General features: G+C 68.5%; 18 protein-coding genes and 1 tRNA gene. 10 read left to right on the top strand and 9 right to left on the bottom strand.

Annotated elements, in window-relative coordinates; all coding sequences use genetic code 11:
• The first annotated feature begins 72 nt into the window (after window positions 1–72).
• Genes pgl through glk form a run of 3 tightly spaced genes read left to right on the top strand, consistent with a single transcriptional unit; the run spans window position 73 to window position 3,715 of the window.
• The gene (gene pgl / locus EES48_RS09330) at window positions 73–798 is read left to right on the top strand and encodes a 6-phosphogluconolactonase (protein WP_240623295.1); all 726 of its coding nucleotides are present in this window, start codon (window positions 73–75) and stop codon (window positions 796–798) included.
• Window positions 795–2,687 (top strand): phosphogluconate dehydratase, encoded by a 1,893-nt coding sequence (edd, locus tag EES48_RS09325; protein ID WP_122466100.1) that lies wholly within the window; start codon window positions 795–797, stop codon window positions 2,685–2,687. The genes pgl and edd overlap by 4 nt, the downstream gene beginning before the upstream one ends.
• Window positions 2,688–2,737: 50 nt before the next feature.
• Complete coding sequence (glk, locus tag EES48_RS09320; RefSeq protein WP_122466099.1) at window positions 2,738–3,715, top strand: glucokinase; 978 nt, start codon at window positions 2,738–2,740, stop codon at window positions 3,713–3,715.
• Here glk and rimM read toward each other — a convergent pair.
• The 5 genes from rimM to EES48_RS09295 all read right to left on the bottom strand — a co-directional run bounded on the left by rimM (window position 3,712) and on the right by EES48_RS09295 (window position 8,354).
• Window positions 3,712–4,230, bottom strand: a complete 519-nt coding sequence (gene rimM, locus EES48_RS09315; RefSeq protein ID WP_122466098.1) for a ribosome maturation factor RimM — start codon at window positions 4,228–4,230, stop codon at window positions 3,712–3,714. The two genes, glk and rimM, sit on opposite strands and share 4 nt — an antisense overlap.
• On the bottom strand, window positions 4,227–5,624 hold the full coding sequence (locus tag EES48_RS09310) for a hypothetical protein (protein ID WP_162998099.1): 1,398 nt from the start codon (window positions 5,622–5,624) through the stop codon (window positions 4,227–4,229). Before EES48_RS09310 ends, rimM begins: the two co-directional genes overlap by 4 nt.
• 41 nt (window positions 5,625–5,665) lie before the next feature.
• Complete coding sequence (locus tag EES48_RS09305; protein WP_122466096.1) at window positions 5,666–6,712, bottom strand: threonine aldolase family protein; 1,047 nt, start codon at window positions 6,710–6,712, stop codon at window positions 5,666–5,668.
• Window positions 6,713–6,716: 4 nt separating this feature from the next.
• Complete coding sequence (locus EES48_RS09300) at window positions 6,717–7,706, bottom strand: mechanosensitive ion channel family protein (protein ID WP_122466095.1); 990 nt, start codon at window positions 7,704–7,706, stop codon at window positions 6,717–6,719.
• A 141-nt stretch (window positions 7,707–7,847) separates the two neighbouring features.
• Entirely contained in the window at window positions 7,848–8,354 is a 507-nt protein-coding gene (locus EES48_RS09295; RefSeq protein WP_240623294.1) for an RcnB family protein, read from the bottom strand.
• Between the two features lie 282 nt (window positions 8,355–8,636).
• On the opposite strand from EES48_RS09295, the gene EES48_RS09290 reads away from it, so the two are divergent.
• The 3 genes from EES48_RS09290 (at window position 8,637) to EES48_RS09280 (ending at window position 12,412) form a co-directional block, all read left to right on the top strand.
• Window positions 8,637–11,174 carry a glycoside hydrolase family 3 protein gene (locus tag EES48_RS09290; protein WP_122466094.1) on the top strand — a complete coding sequence of 846 codons (2,538 nt, stop codon included), beginning with the start codon at window positions 8,637–8,639 and terminating at the stop codon, window positions 11,172–11,174.
• Between the two features lie 72 nt (window positions 11,175–11,246).
• A complete protein-coding gene (gene greA, locus EES48_RS09285) occupies window positions 11,247–11,726 on the top strand; it encodes a transcription elongation factor GreA (RefSeq protein WP_122466093.1) in 480 nt (159 codons plus the stop codon).
• Window positions 11,727–11,806: 80 nt separating this feature from the next.
• The gene (locus EES48_RS09280) at window positions 11,807–12,412 is read left to right on the top strand and encodes a retropepsin-like aspartic protease family protein (protein ID WP_205679416.1); all 606 of its coding nucleotides are present in this window, start codon (window positions 11,807–11,809) and stop codon (window positions 12,410–12,412) included.
• A 50-nt stretch (window positions 12,413–12,462) separates the two neighbouring features.
• On the opposite strand, the gene EES48_RS09275 is transcribed toward EES48_RS09280, so the two are convergent.
• Complete coding sequence (locus tag EES48_RS09275) at window positions 12,463–13,227, bottom strand: SIMPL domain-containing protein (protein WP_122466092.1); 765 nt, start codon at window positions 13,225–13,227, stop codon at window positions 12,463–12,465.
• Between the two features lie 197 nt (window positions 13,228–13,424).
• Between EES48_RS09275 and EES48_RS09270 the strand changes: the two genes are divergently transcribed.
• A tRNA-Ile gene (locus EES48_RS09270) sits at window positions 13,425–13,497 on the top strand.
• Between the two features lie 74 nt (window positions 13,498–13,571).
• The gene (locus EES48_RS09265; RefSeq protein WP_205679415.1) at window positions 13,572–14,303 is read left to right on the top strand and encodes a hypothetical protein; all 732 of its coding nucleotides are present in this window, start codon (window positions 13,572–13,574) and stop codon (window positions 14,301–14,303) included.
• Window positions 14,304–14,316: 13 nt separating this feature from the next.
• Here EES48_RS09265 and EES48_RS09260 read toward each other — a convergent pair whose 3' ends face one another.
• Complete coding sequence (locus EES48_RS09260; RefSeq protein ID WP_122466090.1) at window positions 14,317–14,985, bottom strand: J domain-containing protein; 669 nt, start codon at window positions 14,983–14,985, stop codon at window positions 14,317–14,319.
• Between the two features lie 44 nt (window positions 14,986–15,029).
• On the opposite strand from EES48_RS09260, the gene EES48_RS09255 reads away from it, so the two are divergent.
• Window positions 15,030–15,332 (top strand): BolA family protein, encoded by a 303-nt coding sequence (locus tag EES48_RS09255; protein ID WP_122466089.1) that lies wholly within the window; start codon window positions 15,030–15,032, stop codon window positions 15,330–15,332.
• 79 nt (window positions 15,333–15,411) lie between these two features.
• Window positions 15,412–17,247, top strand: a complete 1,836-nt coding sequence (locus EES48_RS09250) for an ATP-binding protein (RefSeq protein WP_122466088.1) — start codon at window positions 15,412–15,414, stop codon at window positions 17,245–17,247.
• 27 nt (window positions 17,248–17,274) lie between these two features.
• Here EES48_RS09250 and EES48_RS09245 read toward each other — a convergent pair whose 3' ends face one another.
• Window positions 17,275–19,248: a M1 family metallopeptidase gene (locus tag EES48_RS09245; protein ID WP_122466087.1), complete on the bottom strand. Its 1,974-nt coding sequence runs from the start codon at window positions 19,246–19,248 to the stop codon at window positions 17,275–17,277.
• Window positions 19,249–19,276: 28 nt separating this feature from the next.
• Complete coding sequence (locus tag EES48_RS09240; RefSeq protein ID WP_122466086.1) at window positions 19,277–22,204, bottom strand: glycosyltransferase; 2,928 nt, start codon at window positions 22,202–22,204, stop codon at window positions 19,277–19,279.
• Window positions 22,205–22,413 lie beyond the last annotated feature (209 nt).

Raw genomic sequence — 22,413 nt, 5'->3', positions numbered from 1 at the left:
ATGCCAGCCCCTTGTCAGCATCTCACACAAGCCCCCCTGGACCCCGGCCTTCGCCGGGGAGACGGTGATAAAGTGCCTCCCGAAATCCAGACCTTCCCCGCGCGCGACTCCTGGGCGGAAGCCTGCGCCAACCGCCTGTCGGATGCCCTGTCCGCCGGTCTGGCCGAAAACGGCGCCGCCCTGTTCGCCGGGGCCGGCGGCTCGACTCCGTCGCCAATCTACGCGCGCCTGTCCCAAGCCGACCTCGACTGGTCGAAAGTCACCGCCACCCTGGTCGATGAGCGCCACGTCCCCGAGACCTCGGCGGATTCCAATGCTGCGCTGATGAAGCAAACGCTGATCACCGGCCCCGCCGCCAAGGCGCGCTTCCTGCCGCTGCACCACGCCGCCGTCACCGTGGACCGCGCCGCCGCCCTGGCCGCCCATGAACTGCGCGCCGCCGCCGGCTGGACGGGCGGACGGATCGACGCGGTCCTTCTCGGCATGGGGGAGGATGGCCATATCTGTTCCATGTTCCCTGAAAGCCCGACCCTGAAGACCCTGCTCCATCCCGACATCCCGCCGACCGTCCTCGGTGTGCCGCCCGGCCGCGACGGCATGGCCCCGCCCCAGGAGCGGATCAGCCTCAACCTCGCCTGGCTGGCCGGCGCCCGCCGCGTCGTCCTGGCCCTGACCGGCGAGACCAAACGCCGCGTGTTCGAGCAGATGGCCGGGGGCGATCCCGCCGTCACCCCCATCGCCGCCCTGATCGGCTCGGGCGCCCCGCTCGAGGTGCTGTGGACAGAGGCCGCCAAATGACCGCGCTCAACCCCATCGTCGCCGAGGTCACCCAGCGGATCATCGACAAGAGCCGCGACACCCGCGCCGACTATCTGCGCCGCATGGACGCCGCCGCCTCGTCAAAGCCGGGCCGGGCCAAGCTGTCCTGCGCCAACTGGGCCCACGCCTTCGCCGGCGCGCCGGTGCGCGACAAGCTGACCGCCATGTCGGGCGCCCAGCCCAACCTCGGCGTGGTCACCGCCTACAACGACATGCTCTCGGCCCACCAGCCGTTCGAGCGCTTCCCCGAGATCGTCCGCGCCGCGGTGCGCGAGGTCGACGCCACGGCCCAGGTCGCGGGCGGCGTGCCCGCCATGTGTGACGGCGTGACCCAGGGGCGGCCGGGCATGGAGCTCAGCCTGTTCAGCCGCGACGTCATCGCCCTGTCGACCGGCATCGCCCTGACCCATGACGCCTTCGACGCTGCCCTGTGCCTCGGTGTCTGCGACAAGATCGTGCCCGGCCTGTTCATGGGATCGCTGGCCTTCGGCCATCTGCCGGTGGTGTTCGCCCCGGCCGGCCCCATGCCCTCGGGCATCCCCAACGCCGAAAAGGCCCGCGTCCGCGCCGAATACGCGCAAGGCCAGGTCGATCGCCAGACCCTTCTGGAAAGCGAGATCGGCAGCTATCATTCGCCTGGCACCTGCACCTTCTACGGCACCGCCAACTCCAATCAGATGATGATGGAGCTGATCGGCCTGCACATGCCCTCGACCGCCTTCGTCCACCCGGAGACCGGCCTGCGCGACGCCCTGACCGCCGCCGCCGCCCAGCATGCGGTCAGGCTGGCGCGCGAGGGCCGCGGTCGCATGGCCGACGTCGTGGACGAGAAGTCCATCGTCAACGCCATCGTGGCCCTGCTCGCCACCGGCGGCTCGACCAACCACGCCATCCATCTGGTCGCCATGGCGCGCTCGGCGGGCGTGCTGATCGACTGGACCGACATGGACCAACTATCGTCGGCGACGCCTTTGCTGGCTCGCGTCTATCCCAATGGCTCGGCCGATGTGAACGCCTTCCAGGCCGCCGGCGGCGTCGCCTTCGTGGCGCGCGAGCTGGCCGAGAACGGCCACATCCACCGCGACGTTCAGACCATCATGGGCCACGGCATCGACGCCTATTTCCAGGAGCCGATGCTCGAGAATGGCGAACTGGTCTGGAAGGACGGCGTCTCCGAAAGTCTCGACCTCGACATCCTGCGCCCCGCCTCCGACCCGTTCCAGAAGGACGGTGGCCTGCGCCTGGTGCAGGGCGACCTCGGCCGGGCCGTCATCAAGGTCTCGGCGGTCAAGCCCGAGAACCGCATGGTCGAGGCCCCCGCCGCCGTGTTCGAGAGCCAGGAAGAGGCGCTGCAGGCCTTCAAGGACGGCAAGCTGGATCGCGACGTCGTGGTGGTGCTGCGCTTCCAGGGGCCCAAGGCCAACGGCATGCCCGAACTGCACAGCCTTTCGCCGGCGCTCAGCGTCATTCAGGACCGCGGCTTCAAGGTCGCCTTCGTCACCGACGGCCGCATGTCGGGCGCCTCGGGCAAGACGCCGGCGGCCATTCATGTGTCGCCCGAGGCCCTGGCCGGCGGGCCGCTGGCGCATGTGAAGGACGGCGACATCATCCGGCTGGATCCCGATGCCGGGGTCCTGACCACGGTCGGCGTCGCGGACCTGACGGGCCGCCCGGCCGCCGCCCGTAGCCGCGAGCATGCGGAGGGTTCGGCCTGGGGCTATGGCCGCGAGCTGTACGGCGCCTTCCGTCAGGTCGTGGGCGTGGCGGAGGAGGGAGCCTCGATCTGTTTCGCCCAGCCGCCCGGCCAGCACCCGCACACCGACACCCCGCCGGACCCCAACCTCGTCGACCGGGCCGTGGACGCCTGAGATCGACCAAGCACAGAAGGCCGCTCGGCGGCCCGCGATAGGGAAGTGAGATGAGCGTGACCTGGGACAAGACCCTGCTGGTGGGCGATGTGGGCGGCACCAACGCCCGCTTCGCCATCGCCCACATGTTGGATGGCAAGCCGGTGCTTGAGCACCACGAGAGCTTTCCCGCCGAGCGCTATCCGACCTTTCTGGAGGGAGTGAAGGCTTTCATCGACGGCTGCGAGGTCAAGCCGACCTCGGGCGTTATCGCCGTGGCCGGTCCGGTCACCGACGGCGAGATCGACCTGACCAATTCGCCGTGGCGTGTCTCCGAACGCGAACTGGAGACGCTGGGTCTCAAGCCCGCGCGCCTGATCAACGACTTCGAGGCTTTGGCCTGGGGCGCGCCGGTGGTGCCCGAGGATCAGCTGGCCTCGCTGGGCGGGCCTGACCAAGGCGACGACGATTCCGCCATCGCCGTCCTTGGGCCCGGCACGGGGTTCGGCGTGTCGGCCCTGGCGCGTGACGGACAGGGCAATGAAATGGCCCTGCCTTCGGAAGGCGGCCACGCCTGTTTTGCGCCGGGCGACGCGGTCGAGGACGAGATCCTGCGCATCCTGCGCCGCCGCTATGACCGCGTCTCGATCGAGCGGCTGATCTGCGGCCCGGGCCTGCTCAACATGCACCGGGCCTTGGCCGAGATCGACGGGCGTGAAACCCACATCGACGATCCGGCTCAGATCACCCAGGAGGCGCTGGACGATCCGCGGGGCCATTGCGGCCAGACCCTGGCGCGGTTCTGCGCCATCCTGGGCGCCGTGGCCGGCGATGTCGCCCTGACCATGGGCGCCCGGGGTGGGGTCTATATCGCGGGTGGCATCGCGCCCCGCATCCTGCCCTTCCTCAAGGCCAGCCCCTTCCGCGAGCGGTTCGAGCGAAAGGGCCGGTTCCAGGACTATATGCAGGCCATCCCGACCAAGGTGATCCTGCACAAGCACGCCGCCCTGCTGGGGGCCGCGCGGGTGGCGTTCCGCGAGGCCGGCTAGTCGCGCTCGTCGACTTCGGCCGGTCGCACGGCGCGCAGCCAGCCATCGTTGATTCTCACCTCGGGCACGGCCTCGCGGGTGAAGGGCAGGTACCAGGTCGGGCCACCCGCCGTGGGCGCGAGTTCCAGCATGTCCGAGGCGCCGAAGTTCTGCACGGACTTCACGCGCCCGATCACTGTATCCTGGGCGTCTCGCGCCTCTAGTCCCACCAGGTCGGTCAGATAGAATTCGTCTTCGTCATCAGGCTCCGGCAACCGGTCGCGCGGCACGAACAGACGAAGGCCCCGGAGCGCGTCCGCCGCTTCCTTGGTGTCAATCTCCCGGGCTTTCGCCACGACCCCGTCCTTGGCCGCGCGCGCCGAGATCAGGGTCAGGCCCGGCGAACCATCCTCGCGCAACAGCGGACCATAGGCCTTCAGCGATAGCGGGTCGGCCGTATAGGCGGTGATCCGCACCTCGCCCTTGACGCCGAACGCGCCGGCGACGCGTGCGACCAGCACCATGGTCTGGGTCATGGCGGCGTCGCCGGGCCGTCGCGCCAGGTCTTTTCGAAGATGGTTCTCACCTTGTCCTGATGCAGCGGGCGGGGCGTGTCGTAAAGGTCCAGCACATTGACCCCTGACGCCTCTTCCAGCGCGAAGGCCAGGGCGTTCTGGTCCAGGGTCCAGGACGGATCCTCGACGAGTCCTGCGGTGACGTAGTCCCGAACGCGTTTCAGGATGCCGCGGCTGGCTTCCGTCGCCGCGAAATAGCCGGTGCCCGCCATGTTGCGCCGCCAGGGCCACATGAGCGCCAACCCCCGTGATTGCGGGATCGCAATGTCGGCGTCCTTGAGCTTTTTCAGGAACGGGACGAGTGGATCGCGCAGGGTCTGGTCGACATCGGCGATCAGGATCGGCTTGCCCGTCGCCTCCAGGATCGGCAGCGCGGCCAGATAGCGCGCCGAAGCGTAGTAGGTCTTTGTCTCGCCGACCCAGGATGGAACCTCGACCTCGACGAAGGTGACGGCGTCGGCATAGGCGTCGGCGTCCGGCAGATTCCGAAAGCGCGCGGATCGCGCGATCAGATCACGCGCTTCGTCGATGGCCAGGCCTCGCGGGCCCTGTGGCCCGGCCACCACCATGATCATGCCGATACCTTCGTTCAGCAGGTACGGCGCGATATTGAACCACATGGGGCCGTAGATGCGCAGAAAGCCCGGATCGACGGACCAGACCAGATTGATCCACGCCCGGTCATAGGGTGGCCGCCGACGCGCCAAAGCCTGGCGCACCGCTTCGCTGGGCAACGCCTCTTCCGGATTGCGCCGCCGCGACCACACCTCCGGTCCGCTCAGATAGGTGTGGGCGCCCAGATCGAAGATGGAGGACGCCATGCCGTTCCAGCCTTCCTCAAGAGCCTCTGCATAGAGGCTCCGAGCCGCGGATCGGTCATCCAGGCTGACGAGACCGGCCTTGAGAATCTTGAGGGCGCGCGTCCCGGGCAGCCAGCGATCAACCCTGCCCACCACATCCCTCAGCGCCGGGACATGCGGGCGGAAAAACGTTTCCGATCCCCGGGTCATCTCCGCCGACATGTAGCGACGTATGGCGCGAATTCCGGCGAGATAGGCGATCATGTCACGCGCCAGCCCTGAATCCTGGGGGTTGGGTCGCACGACCTCGACCAGCGGAGTGAGCGCGTCCCAATGCACCTTTCCCCGGCCCAGGGTGGCGGCGAGAACATGGCCGACGACCCGCCCGCTCTCGGTGGCGGCGCGCTCGCGCAGCGGATCGGGCATGTGACCGACCCGAGCCAGCCGCTCTAGCGTTGCGGGTGACGGCGGTTGGTTCTTGAGAAGAGCCGCTTCGACCTCTTCGTAGGTCGCTTTAAGCCGTCGCAGATTCCAGTGAGTGACGGGCTTGAGCATGCCTCACCCCTCTGGCGTGCCCTCGCCGCGGCGTCAAACACCTAATGGTGGACGGGCGTTTCGCCGGGCGTGTCGCCCACAGCTCCGATGGCGGCGATCAACTCATCGACTGTCGCCTCGGTTGTCGACCAGCTGCAGACGAACCGTACAGAGCCGTCGTCGAAGCGATAGCAGGCCCAGCCGGCGCCGCGCAGCGCCGCGTGCGCCTCCTCGGGCATGCGCACGAAAACAATGTTGGCGTCGACCGGATGGGCCAGGACGAACCGCGTGGCGCCCTCGATCCCGTCGGCCAGTCGTTGGGCCATCAGATTGGCGTGCGCGGCCCGGTCATCCCAGGCCCCGCTCTCCAGTAGCCCCAGCATCGGCGCGGACAGCATGCGGGTCTTGGACGACATCTGGCCGGCCTGTTTCAACCGATTGTCCAGCCGCGGAGCCAGGCTCTTGTCGAACAGGACCAGAGCCTCCACGCATCCCGCGCCCGCCTTGGCCCCGCCCAGCACCAGGACATCGACGCCGATGCGAGCGATCTGGCCCAAGTCGAACCCCGCCGCCGCGGCATTGGCCAGGCGCGCCCCGTCCAGATGAACCCCCAGACCCCGCGCCTTGGCCGGTTCGATCAGTTTGCGGAGCTCGTCGACCGTGTAGACCGCGCCGTACTCCGTGGCCTGGGTCAGGCTGAGCGCGGCCAGCGGCTGGCGATGCCCGACTTCAGGCTCTTCGAGGATGGCCTCCAGCCCGACCAGGTCGATCTTGCCCGACAGGCCGGGCAGGCCAACCAAGCCGACGCCCTGGCCGAAGAACCCCGGCGCGCCGGTCTCGTCGGTGCAGACATGGGCGGCATGGTGCGCCGCCACCGCCTCGAATGACCGGGCCAGCATCGACAGGGCGATGGCGTTCGCGGCCGTGCCGGAGAAGACGAACCGCACCTCGGCGTCCGCGTCCAGCCGCGCCCGCACCGCGTCGGCGGCGCGGGCGGTGACGGCGTCGGTCCCATAGGCCGAGACATGCCCGGCGTTCGCCTCGGCCAGGGCTTCCATCGCCTCGGGCGCCATGCCGGCGGTGTTGTCGGATCCGAAATCGTAGCGCACGGCGTCAGGCCTCCGGGTCAGTGGCGTTCGGACGCGGCTGGGCGTCCGCCGGCTCGCTGCGCGTCAGCCGCGGCGCGTCGGGCCCCCCGCGCACCACGACCACGGCCTCGCTCTCGGCGTCGCCATAGGGAACCGCGACCTGGTGCGGGAAGGGGATTTCGATGCCGGCGGCGTCCAACGCCTCCTTGCCCGACTGGAACAGGTCGGCCTGGGTCTGCCACCAGTCGCCGGAGTTGACCCAAGCGTGCAGAGTGATCTGCACCGCGCTGTCCAGCAGGCCGGTGACCCCGCCCCACGGTGGCGGATCGCCGAGCACCAGCTCATGCGCCGTCGCCACCCCGACCAGCACCTCGCGCGCCTGGCTCAGGTTTTCGCCATAGCCGACGGTGAAATTGATCTCGATGCGCCGGGTCTGCTGACCCGACAGATTGATGATGACGTCGCTCAGCACCTGGGAATTGGGCACCACGATCTTGTGGTTGTTGGCGTTGCCCATCTGGGTGACGAACAGATCCAGCCGCTGCACCGAGCCGGTCACCTCGCCGATGGTCACCACGTCGCCGACCCGATAGGGCCGCAGCACCAGCAGCATCACCCCCGCCGCTACGTTGGACAGCGTCCCCTGCAGCGCCAGGCCCACCGCCAGAGAGGCGGCGCCCAGGACGGCGATGATCGAGGTGGTCTGCACGCCCAGCCGCTGCAGCACCATGATCAGGCCGACGATCAGCACCACCACTCGCACCACCTGGGTGGCGAAGCTCAACACCGTGGGATCGTGGCGGAAACCTCGGACACGGCCCAGAACGCGCCTGGCGGAATGCGCCGCCCAGCGCGAGGCGATGATCGTGCCGATCAGAATGACCAGGGCGACGGTCAGGTTGACGGCCAGATCGCCGGCCATCTCGGTCAGCTTGGCGATCATGGCGGCGTCGAAGGCCAGTGTGCGTTGGCCCTCCACCGCCGCCTGTTCGATGGGATTGATGGGGGAGGTCATGCCCCGGTCCTAACGTCCTCGCCGACGATTGGAACCCCGCCGAGCCAATCTCCACGCACGAAAACGCCCCGGAAGCGGACTTCCGGGGCGTTCGTCACTCACGTCTCAGGCTAGGCGAGACGCGGTCGCTGGGACCTCTGCTTAATTGAACAGGCCGGCGATCACTGCGGTGATCAGGCCACCGGCGACGGCGGCGAGGACCACATCATTGCCCGAGCGGACGTACTGGTAGCCGCGGGGCGGGGCGCGCAGGCCGTAGCGGTTGTAGTCGTGAACCACATACTGGCGACCCATATAGGCCGAAGGCAGGCGCTGACCGTAGGACCAGCTGCGGGTCTGGTAACCGCGCGGCGCGTAGTAGCGCGGGGCGCTGTAGCGACGCTGGGCCTGCTGCCAACGTTGGTACTGGCGCACATCCTGACGATATTCGCGCCGGTCCTCGCGACGGTCCTGACGGTATTCGCGACGGTCCTCGCGGCGATCCTGGCGGAACTCGCGACGGTCACGGCGATCCTCGCGACGCTCCCAGTTACCGCGCGGTTGCGCTTCGGCGGCGACGGTGGCGGCCGAGGCCGCGCTGGCGCCGAGGGCGGTGACACCCATGATCGCGGCCATGGCCGCGGCGGCGATCTTCATTTGGGTCTTCATGGCGGCGATTCCTTTCGACTGAACCCCTGATGAGGGTTGTTCTAAAGGGTCGCGGTGGAACCGCGTCTGAACGGCGATGGTCAGGTCGCGTTCATGTAAGCCGATCGCCCCGGGAGCGGAAATCCCCCATTCGTGGCGTTGACAGCGTTATCATTGTCGGGTCAGTTTCGTGGTAACGAGCCTGCGGACGATGATCCGCCGCCGAGGAAACGCCGGACGGACCCCGCAAGCGCCGGGACCCCGATCACGACGTTCGCGGGCCATGCAGTCACCGGGGGCGTCATGATCCATCTGCTTTCTCACACGGCCAGCCGCCATGCCCTGGCCGTGGCGTTCGCGCTCAGCATCGGTGGTGCGGCCGTGGCGCAGCCAGTCGTCCACGTGTCAAATGAAGACAGCATCGTCACCGAGGCGTCGCGCGCCAACCCCGCCGATTGGCCCCAGGCGAGCTCGCCAGACGCGATGAGCGATCCGGCCACCGAAGCCTTCGTCGAGGATCTGCTGGGTCGCCTGACGCTGGAGGAGAAGGTCGGCCAGATGATCCAGGCCGACATCGCCGCCATTACGCCCGAGGACCTGCTGACCTATCCGCTGGGCTCGATCCTGGCGGGGGGCAACTCGTCGCCCGGCGGCGACGAGCGGGCCGAAGCCGCCAGATGGGTCGAACTGGCCCAGGCGTTTCGCGCCGCCAACGCCCGCCGCGGCGGCACGGTGGTGCCGCTGATCTATGGCATCGACGCCGTGCACGGGCACAACAATGTCGTCGGCGCCACCGTCTTTCCCCACAACATCGGCCTGGGCGCGGCGCGCGACCCCGACCTGATCCGTCGCATCGGCGAGGCGACGGCCGTCGAGGTGGCGGTGACCGGGGCCGACTGGACGTTCGGCCCGACCCTGGCCGTGCCGCGCGACGACCGCTGGGGCCGGACCTATGAGGGCTATGCCGAGGATCCCGAGGTGGGTCAGGCCTATGCCGGCCCCATGACCCTGGGTCTGCAGGGCGAGATCCCCACCGAGGGTCATATCGCGCCCGGCCGCATCGCCGGATCGGCCAAGCACTTCCTGGCCGACGGCGGCACCACCAACGGCACCGACCAGGGCGATTTCGCGGGTACGGAACGCGAGCTGATCGACATCCACCTGGGCGGCTACACCCAAGCGATCGACGCCGGCGTGCTGTCCATCATGGCCAGCTTCTCCAGCTGGAACGGTGTCAAACACTCCGGCAACGAGACCATCCTGACCGAGGTGCTGCGCGGCCCGCTGGGCTTTGACGGTTTCGTCGTCTCGGACTGGAACGCCCACGGCCAGCTGCCGGGCTGCTCCAACGAGAGCTGCGCCCTGGCGGTCAACGCCGGGATCGACATGCTGATGGCCCCCGACAGCTGGAAGCCGCTCTACGCCAGCACCCTGGCCCAGGCCCAATCGGGCGAGATCCCGATGGCGCGGATCGACGAGGCGGTGCGCCGCATCCTGCGCGCCAAGGTCAAGACGGGTCTGTTCGAGGACCAACGTCCCTATGAAGGTCGCCTGGAGCTGCTGGGCTCGGCCGAGCACCGCGCCCTGGCGCGCGAGGCGGTCCGCAAGTCTCTGGTGCTGCTCAAGAACAACGGCGGCGTGCTGCCGATCCGTGCCGGCGCGCGGGTGCTGGTCGCGGGCGCGGCGGCCGACGACATCGGCCAGGCCTCGGGCGGCTGGACCCTGACTTGGCAGGGGACGGGCAATTCCAACGACGACTTCCCCAATGGCCAGTCGATTTGGGCTGGAATCGAGGAGGCGGTGACGGCGGCCGGCGGCGCAGCGACCTATGACGCCGGCGGCCAATTCAGCGAGCGCCCGGACGTGGCCATCGTCGTCTTCGGCGAGACGCCCTACGCCGAGTTTCAGGGCGACGTGGAGACCCTGGACTTCCTCCCCGAAGAGCCTCTGGAGACCCTGCGGCGGCTGAAGGCGGCGGGGGTGCCGACCGTCTCGGTGTTCCTGTCCGGCAGACCGATGTGGACCAATCCCGAGATCAACCAGTCCGACGCCTTCGTGGCGGCCTGGCTGCCGGGCGCGGAGGGCGGCGGCGTGGCCGATGTGCTGGTCGGGGACACCGAAGGCGCGCCGCGTCATGACTTCACGGGCAAGCTCAGCTTCAGCTGGCCCAAGGGCGCGGCGGGCGCGCCCCTGAACCGCGGCCAGGATGGCTATGATCCCCAGTTCGCCTATGGGTACGGGCTTAGCTATGCGGCGCCCGCCGAGGTCGCCGCCCTGTCCGAGGTCAGCGGCGTCGAGAGCTCCGGCTCGGCCGTGGACCGCTATTTCGTCGATGGCCGCTTCGTGGCCCCCTGGTCGCTGATGCTGCGCGACGGCGGCGGCGAACTGAAACTGGGCGAGGAGGCCGTGGGCCGATCGCCGCGCGGCGGGGTCTCGGCGCGCCCGGTCGATGGAACGGGCCAGGAAACGGCCGTGGCCCTGAGTTTCGCCGGCGACGGTCCGGCGCGCGTGGCCATCGCCTCGGCGCCGATCGACCTGACCCGTCAGACCAACGGCGAGATGGCGTTGTCTTTCCGCTATCGCGTTGATCAGGCGCCCACGGATGCGGTCCGCCTGGGTGTCGGCGCCGGTGTCATCGACATCACGCCGCGTCTGAGCGGCGCCCCGGCCGGGGAGTGGGGCGAACTGAAGGTGCGGCTGTCGTGCTTCCGCGACGCCGGGGCCGATGTCTCGGCCATCGATACGCCCTTCCTGCTGGAGACAGAGGGAGCCCTGGGCCTCTCGATCGAGGACGTGCGCCTGGCGTCCAACGAGGGCGACGCCGCCTGCCCGACGGACTGAACCGGCGCCGCCCAGCGGATCATCCGGACGCGGAGGGCGTTGCCCTGACATGACTACGTCCGGACCCCGATCATGAGCGTCGCCTTCACCCGGGAAGAGGACCTGGAGGCGACGGCGGCCGATCTCCCGGATCGGCCGATCTCGTCGCACCCGAACCTGGTCACCCCCGCAGGGCTGGCCGCCATGGACGCGGCCCTGGCCGCGGCGCGCGCCGCCTATGCGACCGCTCAGGCCAAGGGCGACATCGAGGCCGATCGGACCGCCATGGCGCGCGCCACCCGCGACCTGCGCTACTGGTCCGCGCGCCGCGCCTCGGCCCAACTCATCGAACCGACGCAGCCGGACGGGCGGGTCCGCTTCGGGGGAGGGGCCACCATCGAGCGTGACGACGGGCGGGTCGAGACCTGGCGCATCGTCGGTGAAGATGAGGCGGATCCCAAGGCCGGCACCGTCAGCCATGTCTCTCCGCTCGCCCGAGCTCTGATCGGCCGGGAGGTCGGCGACGAGATCAGCATCAATGGCCAGGCCGCCGAGATCACCGCCGTCGATTGACGTGGTTGCGGCGTGATGTCCCGGCGGCGAAGCTGGGCATGTCGCGTTAGAAGTCGTCTTCCACGAACGCCAGGGACCGCATGCCGCCGCTGCTGACCGACAGTCCCGAATGGATGACCCTGGCCCTCTATGCGGCGGGCGCGGCCCTGATCCTGCTGCTGCTGTTTCGCCTGCCCTATGTGGGCAAGGCGTTGAGGGCGATCCTGTCCTATGGGCTGCTGGCCTTTTTCCTTTTCATGCTGCTGCAGCAGGCCCAGTTCGACCCGACCCTGTCCCGCTTCGCGGACCGGCTGGGGATGAGCCGGCAACAGGTGGTCGGAGACGAGGTGCGCATCCCGCTCTCGCCCGATGGCCACTTCTGGGTCGAGGCCTCGATCAACGGCGTGGAGCGGCGCATGTTGGTGGATACCGGCGCCACCCTGACCGCCCTGACGCTCGAGACCGCGGAGGCCGCGGGGATCGAACGTGGCGACAGCCTGGTGCCGGTGGTCGTGCGTACCGCCAACGGCGTGGTTCGGGCCGAAACCGGAACCGTCGAAACGCTTCAGCTGGGCGGGATAGAGGCGCGCGACATCCGGGTCATGGTGTCTCCAGCCTTCGGCGGCATCGAGGTGCTGGGCATGAACGTGCTGTCAGAGCTGGGCTCGTGGCGAGTCGAGGAACGCACCCTGATCCTGTCGCCCTGATCCTGGTGGGCGCCGGCTCCTTCCGATCGGGGAAAGGAGCCGGCGCAAGCTTAACGCGCCAGGTCGTAGACGCCGGTGATGTCGATCCGGACGCTCAGTTCCCCGGAGGAGACAGGCGTGGAGGCGGCGTCGGCGGAAGACTGGAGCGCCATGCGGTACATCGGCATGGGCGGCTGGGGCTGATAGCCGCCGGCCTCGGTCAGGCTGCGCAGCCCGGCCAGACGCAGGCCGGTAGCCTGGGCATAGACCTCGGCCTTGTTCTGAAGCGCGCGGACGGCCAGCTGGCGGGCCTGGTTTTCGGCCTCGGTGGGGTCGATCAGGCCGAAGGTGATGCCGTCGATCTGATTGACCCCGGCGGCGACGACGGCGTCAGCGGTGGTGCCGACGGCCTCGACGTCACGCACCAGCACCGTCACGCGGTTGGTGGCCTGATAGCCGCGCAGGCGGGGCGGCTGATCCTGGACATAATCGTACTGGGCCTGGAGGTTGAGGCCCGAGGTCTGGATGTCCCGCTCGGCGATGCCTGCGCCGGTCAGGGCGCGCATCACCCGGGTCATGCGCTCGGCGTTCTGGGCCATGGCTTCGGCGGCGGTCGGGGCCTCGGTCACCACGCCGAAATTGATATCAGCCTTGTCAGGCGCGATCTTGACCTCACCGTGGGCGGCCAGGTTGAGGGCGGGATATTGGGCCATGATCTGAACCTGCTGGGCCGGAGCGGCCGGCTGCGATTGAGCCAGGGCGGGCGCGGCGCCGGCGACCAGGGCCAAGGCGGCGGCGGAGGCGGCCAGGGGGCCGGCGAGACGGATGCGGGGCATTGAGAGAGACTCCTCTTGCGCGCCGGCGGGGACCGGCGTCGTGACGCGGCCGGTCTAGCCGCGTTCATCTGAATGAACGGGAGGGCGGCCGGTCAGTTTCGGTTCATCGGCGTGACAAAAGCGAAAGGCGGCGGGCGACGGGTCGGGTCTTTGCCGCCGCCGCGCCGCCTGCTAGGCGAGACGGCCGCCCCGCGGACGGGCCCGTAGCTCAATGGTTAGAGCCGACCGCTCATAACGGTCTGGTTGCAGGTTCGAGTCCTGCCGGGCCTACCGACGCCATTGATTGCCAGTCAACCAGGCAGGTGCTTCGATGGGCCAGCAAGCCACATCCTTTTGAGACTGCGATGTCGAAGCTCGGACGCCGAATGCCCGTCACGCTGGGGGTCGCTCTTGTGGTCGGCGCCATCATCGCTGTCTTTTCCACGGCTCAGACCACGATGTGGGCGCCGTTGCAGCAAGAGTGGTCATACGGCTGGGCTGGAGTGATCGGCACTTTTGCGGCCTTCTGGGGCGCGCTGGCCGCCGGATTTGTCCATTACCGGCACGAACGCCGGGTGGCCGCTGCGGATCGCATGACCGCCATCTATCTGGTGGCTCGATCCGCCACCAAGGAGATCACCGAGCTGGATCGGTTTGTTCGTCGCGCGGCCACAAACGCCGAGCGGCTGGCGGCTGACGAGGATGATCTAAAATGGTTTCAGACCGTGTGGTCGGCGTGGGCGCCGGATCGATATTCCGCCCTTATCGCCATGATGGAAGCCTATCCGGCCACGGGACAAGAGCACGCCAAGTTCATGACCCACATCCTCACAATCTCCATTCGGCTCAAGTGGCTTCATCGCGTCGCCGGCGGCGAAGTCGCACAGGGCAAGGTCAAACCGGAGACCAGGGCGTTGTTGCAACAGGCCGCCGAACACAGCATCTCAGCGCTGTGTTCAATGCGTGATGAACTCGACCTCATCAGAAGATCAGCGGGAGTCGGGGCGCTGGCTGCCGGCGGACTGACGCCCGCCCATCCTCCGGCGTCCTCGTCCGAGCATCGCCAGCGTCAGTGGTCCCGACTTACCGAACTTTGAGGAGGAGAGGCTATCACGCCATCCCCGCCTTTCTCAGCGTCTTCCAGGCCTTAATGACGCGCTGGAGCTTTTCCTCGGCGGCGCGGTCGCCGCCGTTGGTGTCGGGGTGGAAGCGTTTCAGCAGCAGGTGATAGCGGGCCTTGATGGCGGCCTTGTCGGCGCCGGCCTCGAGATCAAGGTCGGCCAAGGCGGCGCGTTCGAGGCGGCCGATGCGCAGGCCCTCGGTCTCGCCGGGCGCGGCTTCGCGGGTGCGCCGGCCGAACAGGCCGAAGCTGTCGCGCCACGAGCCCTGACCGGTGGTGTTGGCCGTGCCCATCTTGGAGGCGAAGGCGGCCGCCTCTCGCGACATCTTGCCGGCCTTCATCTCCCAGGTCGGGCGGCCGCCGGTCATGGCCTCGTTCTCCTGAGCGGCGCGGACCTCGCCCTCGCTCATGCCGGCGTAGAAATTCCAGCTCTTGTTGTACTCGCCGGCGTGGGCCTGACAGAAGTCATAGAAGTCGGCCAGCCGCTCGCGGGACTTGGGCGCGCGGGCGGTGGCGGCGCGCGAACAGTCGGGCCACTGACAGGGCTTTTCCCCAGGCTTTAGCTTCAGAACGTCGGCCTCGGCCTCGGCCTCGCCCTCCTTGGGCGGCCGGATGCGCATGTCCTTGAAGCGGGGCTTGTATTGAAAGGCTGTGGCCATCACCCGAAGTGTAGGGTCGATTGGGACGTTCTCAAGGACAAGACATGACTGAAGGCCCGATTGCGACGATCATCCGCAAAAAACTTATCCAGGCCCTGGCGCCCGAACGGCTCGTGATCGAGGACGACAGCGCCCGCCACGCCGGCCATCACCACGAAGGCGGCATGGACGCCAGGCCGGGTGGCGAGAGCCATTTCAACCTTGAGGTCGTGTCCGCCGCCTTCGAGGGCGTGGGACGGTTGGAGCGGCAGAAGACCATCAATCGCCTGCTGGCCGAAGAACTGGCAGGGCCGGTCCACGCCCTGTCGATCAAGGCCCGGGCAATATCGGAAACCGACGGTACATAACCACCTTGGCGTTCATTTCCCCTTAGGTCATCCATGACTAGCCTTCCGCCGGGTTTGGGACAGGCACGATGGGGACGGTATGACGGACCAGGTGGTCGACAGGATCGCGGCCGGCGCTGACAAGGCTGCCGCTAGACCCAAGGCCAAGGTTCGCGCCCCGGCCGAGGCGGCCCAGGTGCTACAGTCCATCCTCGAAACCGGCAATCTCCGCTACTGGATCATCTTCAGCTGGGCCGTGGCCTTGGCCACCGCCGTCGGGCCCTGGCTGGCGGCCGGCTGGTTCGCCCTCACCATGGCCGCCGGCTATGTGCGCGGTCAGGTCGAGAAGCACGTCGTGGCCCGCACGGGCTCCAAATATGCGCCCATCTTCGTCTGGGTCGCCTTCCTGACAACCTTCGCCTGGGCGACGGCGCCGCTGCTGGCCTGGTTCCGGGGCGGGCCGATGGGTCCGGCCCTCGCGGTGGCCTTGCTGTGCTCCGGCTATGTGATGGTCTTCACCCAGATGCGGACGGCGCCGCGCGAGGCCTTCGTCATCTCCGCGCCCTACACCCTGACCGCGCTGGTTCTCGCCTCCAGTCTCTGGGGCGAGGCGGGGTTCTGGACCCTGCTGGCCGTGGCGCCGGTGTTGGGATCATCGCTGCTGGTCAAGATCATCATCACCATGATGAAGGAGGCCAAAATTCAGAGCTTCCAGGACTATCAGGCCCATCTGATCGATGAACTGGAGAGCGCGCGTGATCGCGCCGACGCTGCCAGCGAGGCCAAGTCAAACTTCCTGGGCGTCATCTCGCACGAGCTGCGCACGCCGATGAACGGCGTCCTTGGCGCCGCGCAGCTGATGAGCGCGACGCGGCTCGACAACACCCAGCGCGACTATCTGTCGATCATCCGCAACTCCGGCGACAACCTGCTGGGTCTGCTCAACGACATCCTCGACATGACCAAGATCGAGGCCGGCAAGATGACGTTCGAAGCGGTCGAGGTGGATATGCAGGATCTGCATCGTCGCATCACCGGCCCCTTCACCGCCCAGGCCGAGGCCAAGGGGCTGGACCTTGTCACCACCTTCGATGGGGAAATCCCGGCGGTGGTTCGCGGCGACCCCTTGAGGGTCTGTCAGGTGGTGCAGAACCTGCTCTCGAACGCCGTGAAATTCACCCAGGAAGGACAGGTCCGCTATCGTCTGTCGGGCCGCCGGGTCGCCGACGACCGGGTCGCCTTCGATTTCACCATCGTCGATTCCGGACCGGGCATTTCGGCGGAGGACCTGGATCGTCTGTTCCAGCCCTTCACCCAGCTGGACGCGTCGTCCACACGCAAGTTCGGCGGCACGGGCCTGGGCCTGACCATCGCGCGGCGCATGGCCAACATCATGGGCGGCGACATCACCGTGACCTCAAGAGAGGGCAAGGGCTCGACCTTCGTGTTCTCGGTCGAAGCCGAGGTATTGGAGTGGCGGGTGGCGGCGGAGGTTAAGCCGCTGGTGGCCGACTGCGGCGAGGGCCGCTGCCTTTCGGTGCTGGTGGTCGAGGATCACCCCGTCAACCGCATGATCCTGGAGGCTTGGCTCGGCTCTTCTGGCCACATCGCAGTGACGGCGGAGAATGGCCAACTGGCGCTGGACGCCTGTGCCGATCAGCGGTTCGACCTCATCGTCATGGACGTCAACATGCCGGTCATGGACGGCCTGACGGCCACCCGCCGGCTGCGCGAGGACGGAGGGCCCAATGCGGAGACGCCCGTGGTGGTGCTGTCGGCATCGGCGCGCACGGAGGATCACCATGCCGGCCTGGCGGCCGGCGCCGACGCCTACCTCAACAAGCCCATCGACTTCGCAGCCCTGGCGGAGGTCGTCGGGCGCGTGCACGGCGGGCGCGCCGCGGTCCGCGCCTTGGCGGAACCGCTGGCGGCCTGACGGTCCTGGCAAATCAGGCCGGCGCGTTCAGCGGCCGGTCCATCCGACAACTTCATCGACCGAATTCGCCGTGACCGAGTGATAACCCGGGCGGGCCTCGGCATACACGCGCGTAGCGATCGGCCGACCCCAGTCGCCCTGAGCCCAGAGGCTCTGGAACAGCGGCAAGACGAACTTGCGGCGGCCCTGATTTTTCAGGAAGGCCTCGATAGCCGGAACCGCCGGCTCGTAGCGGTGGGCGACGGCGACCTGGAACCACGCGTATTCGACCTCGGAGTTGCCGGCGTCTGACAGCCCCAACGTTCCGTCCAGATCGGCCAGCTGCCCCTGCGACAGCCAGCCACTGTTGTCGGCCTGGCCCTCGGGCCGCCAGCCGAGGAACCGCTGACGCTGCTGGGTCGTCCAGCCGCTCCACGGAATGGCGGAAGCCGGTCCGCCGCTCGCAAAGGCCAAGGCAGCCTGATCAACGTTGGCAAAGGCGTCCGACACCGGCGGCTGGAAGTTCGAGGGCATCCCGGGCTGGTAGATCCACTGGTCCAGCATCAGCTGCTGTTCTAGCCGGGTGTCACCGGCGATAAGGTGGGTCCGGATGTCTTCGAGGAACCGCTCGGTGGTCATCGGCCGGAAGGCGTTGCGTTCGAAATAGCCGCGCATCCAGGCGTCGAAGCGCTCGCGACCGACGATTCGCTCGATGGTGCGCAGCAGGGCGGCGCCCTTGTCGTAGGCGATGGTCGACATGCCCTCGTCAGGGTCGCGGCCAGCGAGGTCGAGATGAAGCCTCTGATCGGCGGCCGGCAGTTCAGCCAACTCGGCCTGCAAGCCATCCCAGGCCAGGACCTGCTCCTGAACCGCCCGGTCACGGTCATAGACAGCCTCCATGATCCGGTTCTCGAAATAGGAGGTGAACCCCTCGTTGAGCCAGAAGTCGGCCCAGGTGGCGTTGGTCACCAGATTGCCCGACCAGCTGTGGGCCAATTCGTGCGCGACCAGACTGACCAGCGACCGGTCGCCGGCGATGATCGTCGGCGTGGCGAAGGTAAGGCGGGGGTTCTCCATACCACCGAACGGAAAGCTGGGCGGCAGTACCAGCAGGTCGTAGCGGCCCCACAGATAGGGGCCGTACAGCCCCTCGGCCGCCTCAACCATGGCCTCGACTTCGGGGAATTCGGCGCGGGCGGCGGCCAGTTCCGACGGCTCGGTCCAGACGCCCGTGCGCGGTCCCAGCGAGGCAAACTCCAGATCGCCGACCCCGATGGCGATCAGATAGGGCGGGATCGGATTGGTCATGCGGAAACGCCAGGCCTTGCGGCTTGCATCGCCAGACACGGCCTCGCCCTGTGGCGTCAGCATCTCGGCGCTCATGACGGCGGTCAGCTCGGCCGGGGCGGTGATCCGGGCCGTGTAGGTCTGGCGGATGCCGGGGCTGTCCTGGGTGGGGATCCAGGTGCGCGTCAGGATGGCCTGGCCCTGGCTGAACAGGTAGGGCAGCTCGCCGCCCGCTGTCTGGGCAGGGGTCAACCACTGCAGGGCCGCCGCATTCGGCCGCGTCGCATAGTCGATGGAGATCTTGCCGGTCCCGCCCGCAGCCCCGTTCGGCAGCTGGATGGTCAGGGGACGACCGATGAAGGCTTGCTCCTCGCCGACCGTGAAACGCAGGTCGCTCCCCGTGGCGGCGTCGCGCACCCGGCTGATGTCGAGGTCGCGAACGTCAAGGATGATCTCCTGCGCGCCCGGCTCGGCCGAGACGTCCAGGGTCGCCGTGCCCGACAGGACGTTGCGCTGGAAATCGGCCGCCAGGTCCAGATCGACATGGGTCACCCGCGCCACCTCGGGCCGGGCGTAGGAGTGGACGTCGCGCACATAGTCGACTGCGGCGGTCGCGGCGGGCGGCGGCGGCATGTCACCCGACAGCACAGGCCCGCCCGGCGCGGTGGCGCAAGCGGCGAGACCGGACGCCAGCAGGGCGGTGGCGAGAAGGGCGGCGCGGCAGGTCAAGGTCATGAGGCGAGCCTTTCGGGCTTTATCTTGATCAGTCAGCGCGCTCGCGCCGGTTCGGTTCTGCGGCCAGTCGGGCCAGCTCGCGCCGGGCGACGGCGACGATCTCGCGCGCCCGGGCGGCGAAGGAATGGACCGCCATCACTTCTTGGGCAAGGGCGCGACGTCGGGCGCGCGCCTCGGCATCCTCCGTCACCGCGGCGTGAACCAGCGGGGCGAGCGCCTGTCTGGACCGCCAGGTGTCGACCAGTCCCTGGAAGGTTTCATCCAGGCCTGCGACATCATCGGAGATCACCGGCGCTCCACAGGCAGCGGCGTCGAACAGGCGGTTGGACAGGATGCCGTTCGCCCGCATGTCGGCCCAGTGATCGTTCAACACGACTGAGCGACGGTACAGGTCGGCGACCTCGGCGTTGGCCATACCCGGGCCGCGAACCAGGGCGTTCGCTGCGAACCGGTCCCACTGGCGGCCATGGATTTCGACGGGGAGACGCTCCTCGACGGCCTGATGGGCGATGCGGCGCTCGACCCCCCGGGAGTTCGCCACGAAGACCACGCCGCGCGACGGAGGGTCCGTCTCGGGCGGATGAAACAGCGCCGGGTCCGTGCATTGGAGCAGGGGCGACACACGCGCCTGGTCCGACGGATCGAACCGCGCCACTCCCGCCGCAAGTCGTTCGGCCAAGGGCGCCGATGCGGCGAAGACGTGATCGTAGCCCAGAACCTCGCGCGGTCGCACGGCGTCCGGATGGCTGATCAGCCACATCAGGTTCAGATGCCTCGGGGACGGCCGATAACGCCATCGTCCCCTCAGCATCAGGACGACGTCGTCGATCTCGGGGGAGCCATACCAGTCCAGGGCTCCGTCGATCCGCACCCGACACGTCTCCGCGCGGAGGGCCTCGGCCAGGGAGCGGGCGAAATGCCAGTCTCCGGAATTGGCCTCGGGTTCGTTGGCGAAACAGACCTTGAGCGCGATCTTGAGGGGCGATGAATCCCGTGCCGCCTCGCCGAATCCTATGCGGAACGGCACGCGCGAGACAGCCGGCGTGAGTTCACCCCATCGCGCGCTGAACCGGCTCTCCGCCTCGACATTGACGGCGAGAGACAATGCGCGCTCGCTGGCGACCTCGGCGACCGACGCCTCGACCAGGTCGAAGCCGCGGTCGGTGTGCGCGGTCAATCGCAGGGTCAGATCGGCCGCCATCGGACCGTCCGTCAGAAGCGCGTCGAACCCTTTAACGGCGCGGAAATCGGTCGCGCGTGTGGCGATCACCTCTTCCGTGGAGGCGACGACGACGCCAGCGTCGGAGGCCAGTCCGCGCGAACGCTCCAGGCCATCGGGTGACAGCAGCACAGGCTGCACGCTGGAGTGTCCATCCAGGGCTTCGACCAGCGGCTCCAGCCAGCCGGGGCGCGGCCGAAGGCCCGGCGCGACGAAGACCAGAACCTCGCCATGGGCCGCAAGCGCCCCGAGATTGGCGCCGACAGCGGCCCGAATCGGTTGAGGCGCCCGCACCAGCCGCACTGGGTCGAACCGTCTGGTCCAGTCGATAACCAATGGCAGATCCCGCTCGGTTACGCCGTTGTCGACGAGAACGATCTCGTAACCGACGCTCGCCGACGTGGTCAGCAGAGCCGCCAGCGTCTCCTGCGCCAGGGTGAAACGGCCCTGAAGCACCATCACCAGACTGACGGGCGGCGCCAACTGTTTGGGATCGTCTGGGGACCAGTCCAGGCGGCGATTGATTTCGGCCAGTCGGTGATCCTGGCCGGGATCGGCCGGCTGGTGTCGCTCCAGAGTGCTGACAGGGGACCACGCGGGCGGGCCCAGAACCGCCGCCAGGTCGCGACCATAGCGCCAGTCCATCGCCAGCCCGGCGTCGCCGTCGAACCGGACCGACGATGGCCGATGTAGCCAGGCGCTGAGCGGCAGCATATCCTGGAGGGCGTGCGCATCGGCGTCGTAGGGCTGTCCCAGCCATCGTTCACGGCCGCTCGGCTCGATCCGCTTCCATGAAGCGAAGACCGCATCGCCGCCACCGGACTGCAGCCGCCCCGCCAGCCGCGCCAGATGATCCGGACGCCAGTCGCTGTCGCTGTCCAGAAACGCCACGGCGTCGCTCGTCACCGCGTCAAGCGCGGCGTTCAGGGCTCCGGCGCGATCCTCGCCGACATCGACAATGGCCAGGTCGGTTGGAGCATGGGTCTGGGCCGCGATGACGGCGCTGAGCCGCTCGCCCGCCTCTGGCGTAGCGGCCAGGCCCAGTACGGTGATGCGAAGGTCGGATGGGCGGGGAGGGGCGGTCGCGACCGTGGCGTCCTCCACCAGGTGCGGCGCGTGATAGCTGATCCGATGCGGCCTCAGGCCTTCCGGACGTTCGATGGGCGCGGGATCGCCCGGCCCGACATCGGCGGCGATCAGGGCCGCCAGACTGGCCGCGCGGTCCTGTCGGGACAGAAAGTCATCCAACGGCGCGACGCCGTCCGAACATTCGTAATGGCGCGCGTACCACTCGGCGTCGAACAGCGGATGCGGCCTGACCGGCTCGCGCGGCGCGCGCTCGGCGTAGTCCAGCAGGGCCGGCCCCCCGCGACCGCCTGGGGTCATATAGGTATCGCGATACCAGGTGGGGTCGAACCAGGAATGCGGGCTCAGTCCGCCTGCCTCCCCCTCGGCCAGATAGTGGGCCACGGGGTCGTCCGCCGCCCGGTCCAGCTGCGCGGCGTAGTGTTCGGGATCGAACGGCATGGCCGCAGCGGGATGACCTCGCGCGGCCTGATCGACCAACACCGGATCAATTCGCAGCCAGAGCTTGTCGATTCGTCCCGCGCCCGCGAGATCCAGGGAGACCTGCACGGTGCTGGGCCAGTCCGGCGCTGTGACGTCACAGCCCCCGGCCGCGATCGGAAGTCGCAGCTGCTCCAGTTCCGCCCCGTCGAGACCGCGAAACGTGAGCACGATCCGGCCGCGCTCATCGGCCTGTCCCCTTAGCCCGACCGCGATCTCCAGGCGCTCGCCCGGGTAAGCGAAGGCGTGGCGGCCATCGCCCGCCGCCTCGACCGTCAGATTACGCGCGTCACGCCATTCGAATCCCTTGCCGCCGCGAGGCGCGGCGAACGCCAGGTTCGATTTCAGGCCCCGCGAGGACAGGGCGACAAGCGGACGGG

Source organism: Brevundimonas lutea (assembly GCF_003704105.1).
GTDB lineage: Bacteria > Pseudomonadota > Alphaproteobacteria > Caulobacterales > Caulobacteraceae > Brevundimonas > Brevundimonas lutea.
The sequence above is the reverse complement of the archived record's forward strand: the minus strand, read 5'-3'. Positions and strand labels throughout refer to the sequence as shown.

Bases quoted from the DNA above. Each gene is read 5' to 3' on its own strand.
- edd (WP_122466100.1), top strand. From the start codon at position 795: ATGACCGCGCTCAACCCCATCGTCGCCGAGGTCACCCAGCGGATCATC.
- glk (WP_122466099.1), top strand. From the start codon at position 2,738: ATGAGCGTGACCTGGGACAAGACCCTGCTGGTGGGCGATGTGGGCGGC.
- rimM (WP_122466098.1), bottom strand. From the start codon at position 4,230: ATGACCCAGACCATGGTGCTGGTCGCACGCGTCGCCGGCGCGTTCGGC.
- EES48_RS09310 (WP_162998099.1), bottom strand. From the start codon at position 5,624: ATGCTCAAGCCCGTCACTCACTGGAATCTGCGACGGCTTAAAGCGACC.
- EES48_RS09300 (WP_122466095.1), bottom strand. From the start codon at position 7,706: ATGACCTCCCCCATCAATCCCATCGAACAGGCGGCGGTGGAGGGCCAA.
- EES48_RS09295 (WP_240623294.1), bottom strand. From the start codon at position 8,354: ATGAAGACCCAAATGAAGATCGCCGCCGCGGCCATGGCCGCGATCATG.
- EES48_RS09290 (WP_122466094.1), top strand. From the start codon at position 8,637: ATGATCCATCTGCTTTCTCACACGGCCAGCCGCCATGCCCTGGCCGTG.
- greA (WP_122466093.1), top strand. From the start codon at position 11,247: ATGAGCGTCGCCTTCACCCGGGAAGAGGACCTGGAGGCGACGGCGGCC.
- EES48_RS09280 (WP_205679416.1), top strand. From the start codon at position 11,807: ATGCCGCCGCTGCTGACCGACAGTCCCGAATGGATGACCCTGGCCCTC.
- EES48_RS09275 (WP_122466092.1), bottom strand. From the start codon at position 13,227: ATGCCCCGCATCCGTCTCGCCGGCCCCCTGGCCGCCTCCGCCGCCGCC.
- EES48_RS09265 (WP_205679415.1), top strand. From the start codon at position 13,572: ATGTCGAAGCTCGGACGCCGAATGCCCGTCACGCTGGGGGTCGCTCTT.
- EES48_RS09260 (WP_122466090.1), bottom strand. From the start codon at position 14,985: ATGGCCACAGCCTTTCAATACAAGCCCCGCTTCAAGGACATGCGCATC.
- EES48_RS09255 (WP_122466089.1), top strand. From the start codon at position 15,030: ATGACTGAAGGCCCGATTGCGACGATCATCCGCAAAAAACTTATCCAG.
- EES48_RS09250 (WP_122466088.1), top strand. From the start codon at position 15,412: ATGACGGACCAGGTGGTCGACAGGATCGCGGCCGGCGCTGACAAGGCT.
- EES48_RS09245 (WP_122466087.1), bottom strand. From the start codon at position 19,248: ATGACCTTGACCTGCCGCGCCGCCCTTCTCGCCACCGCCCTGCTGGCG.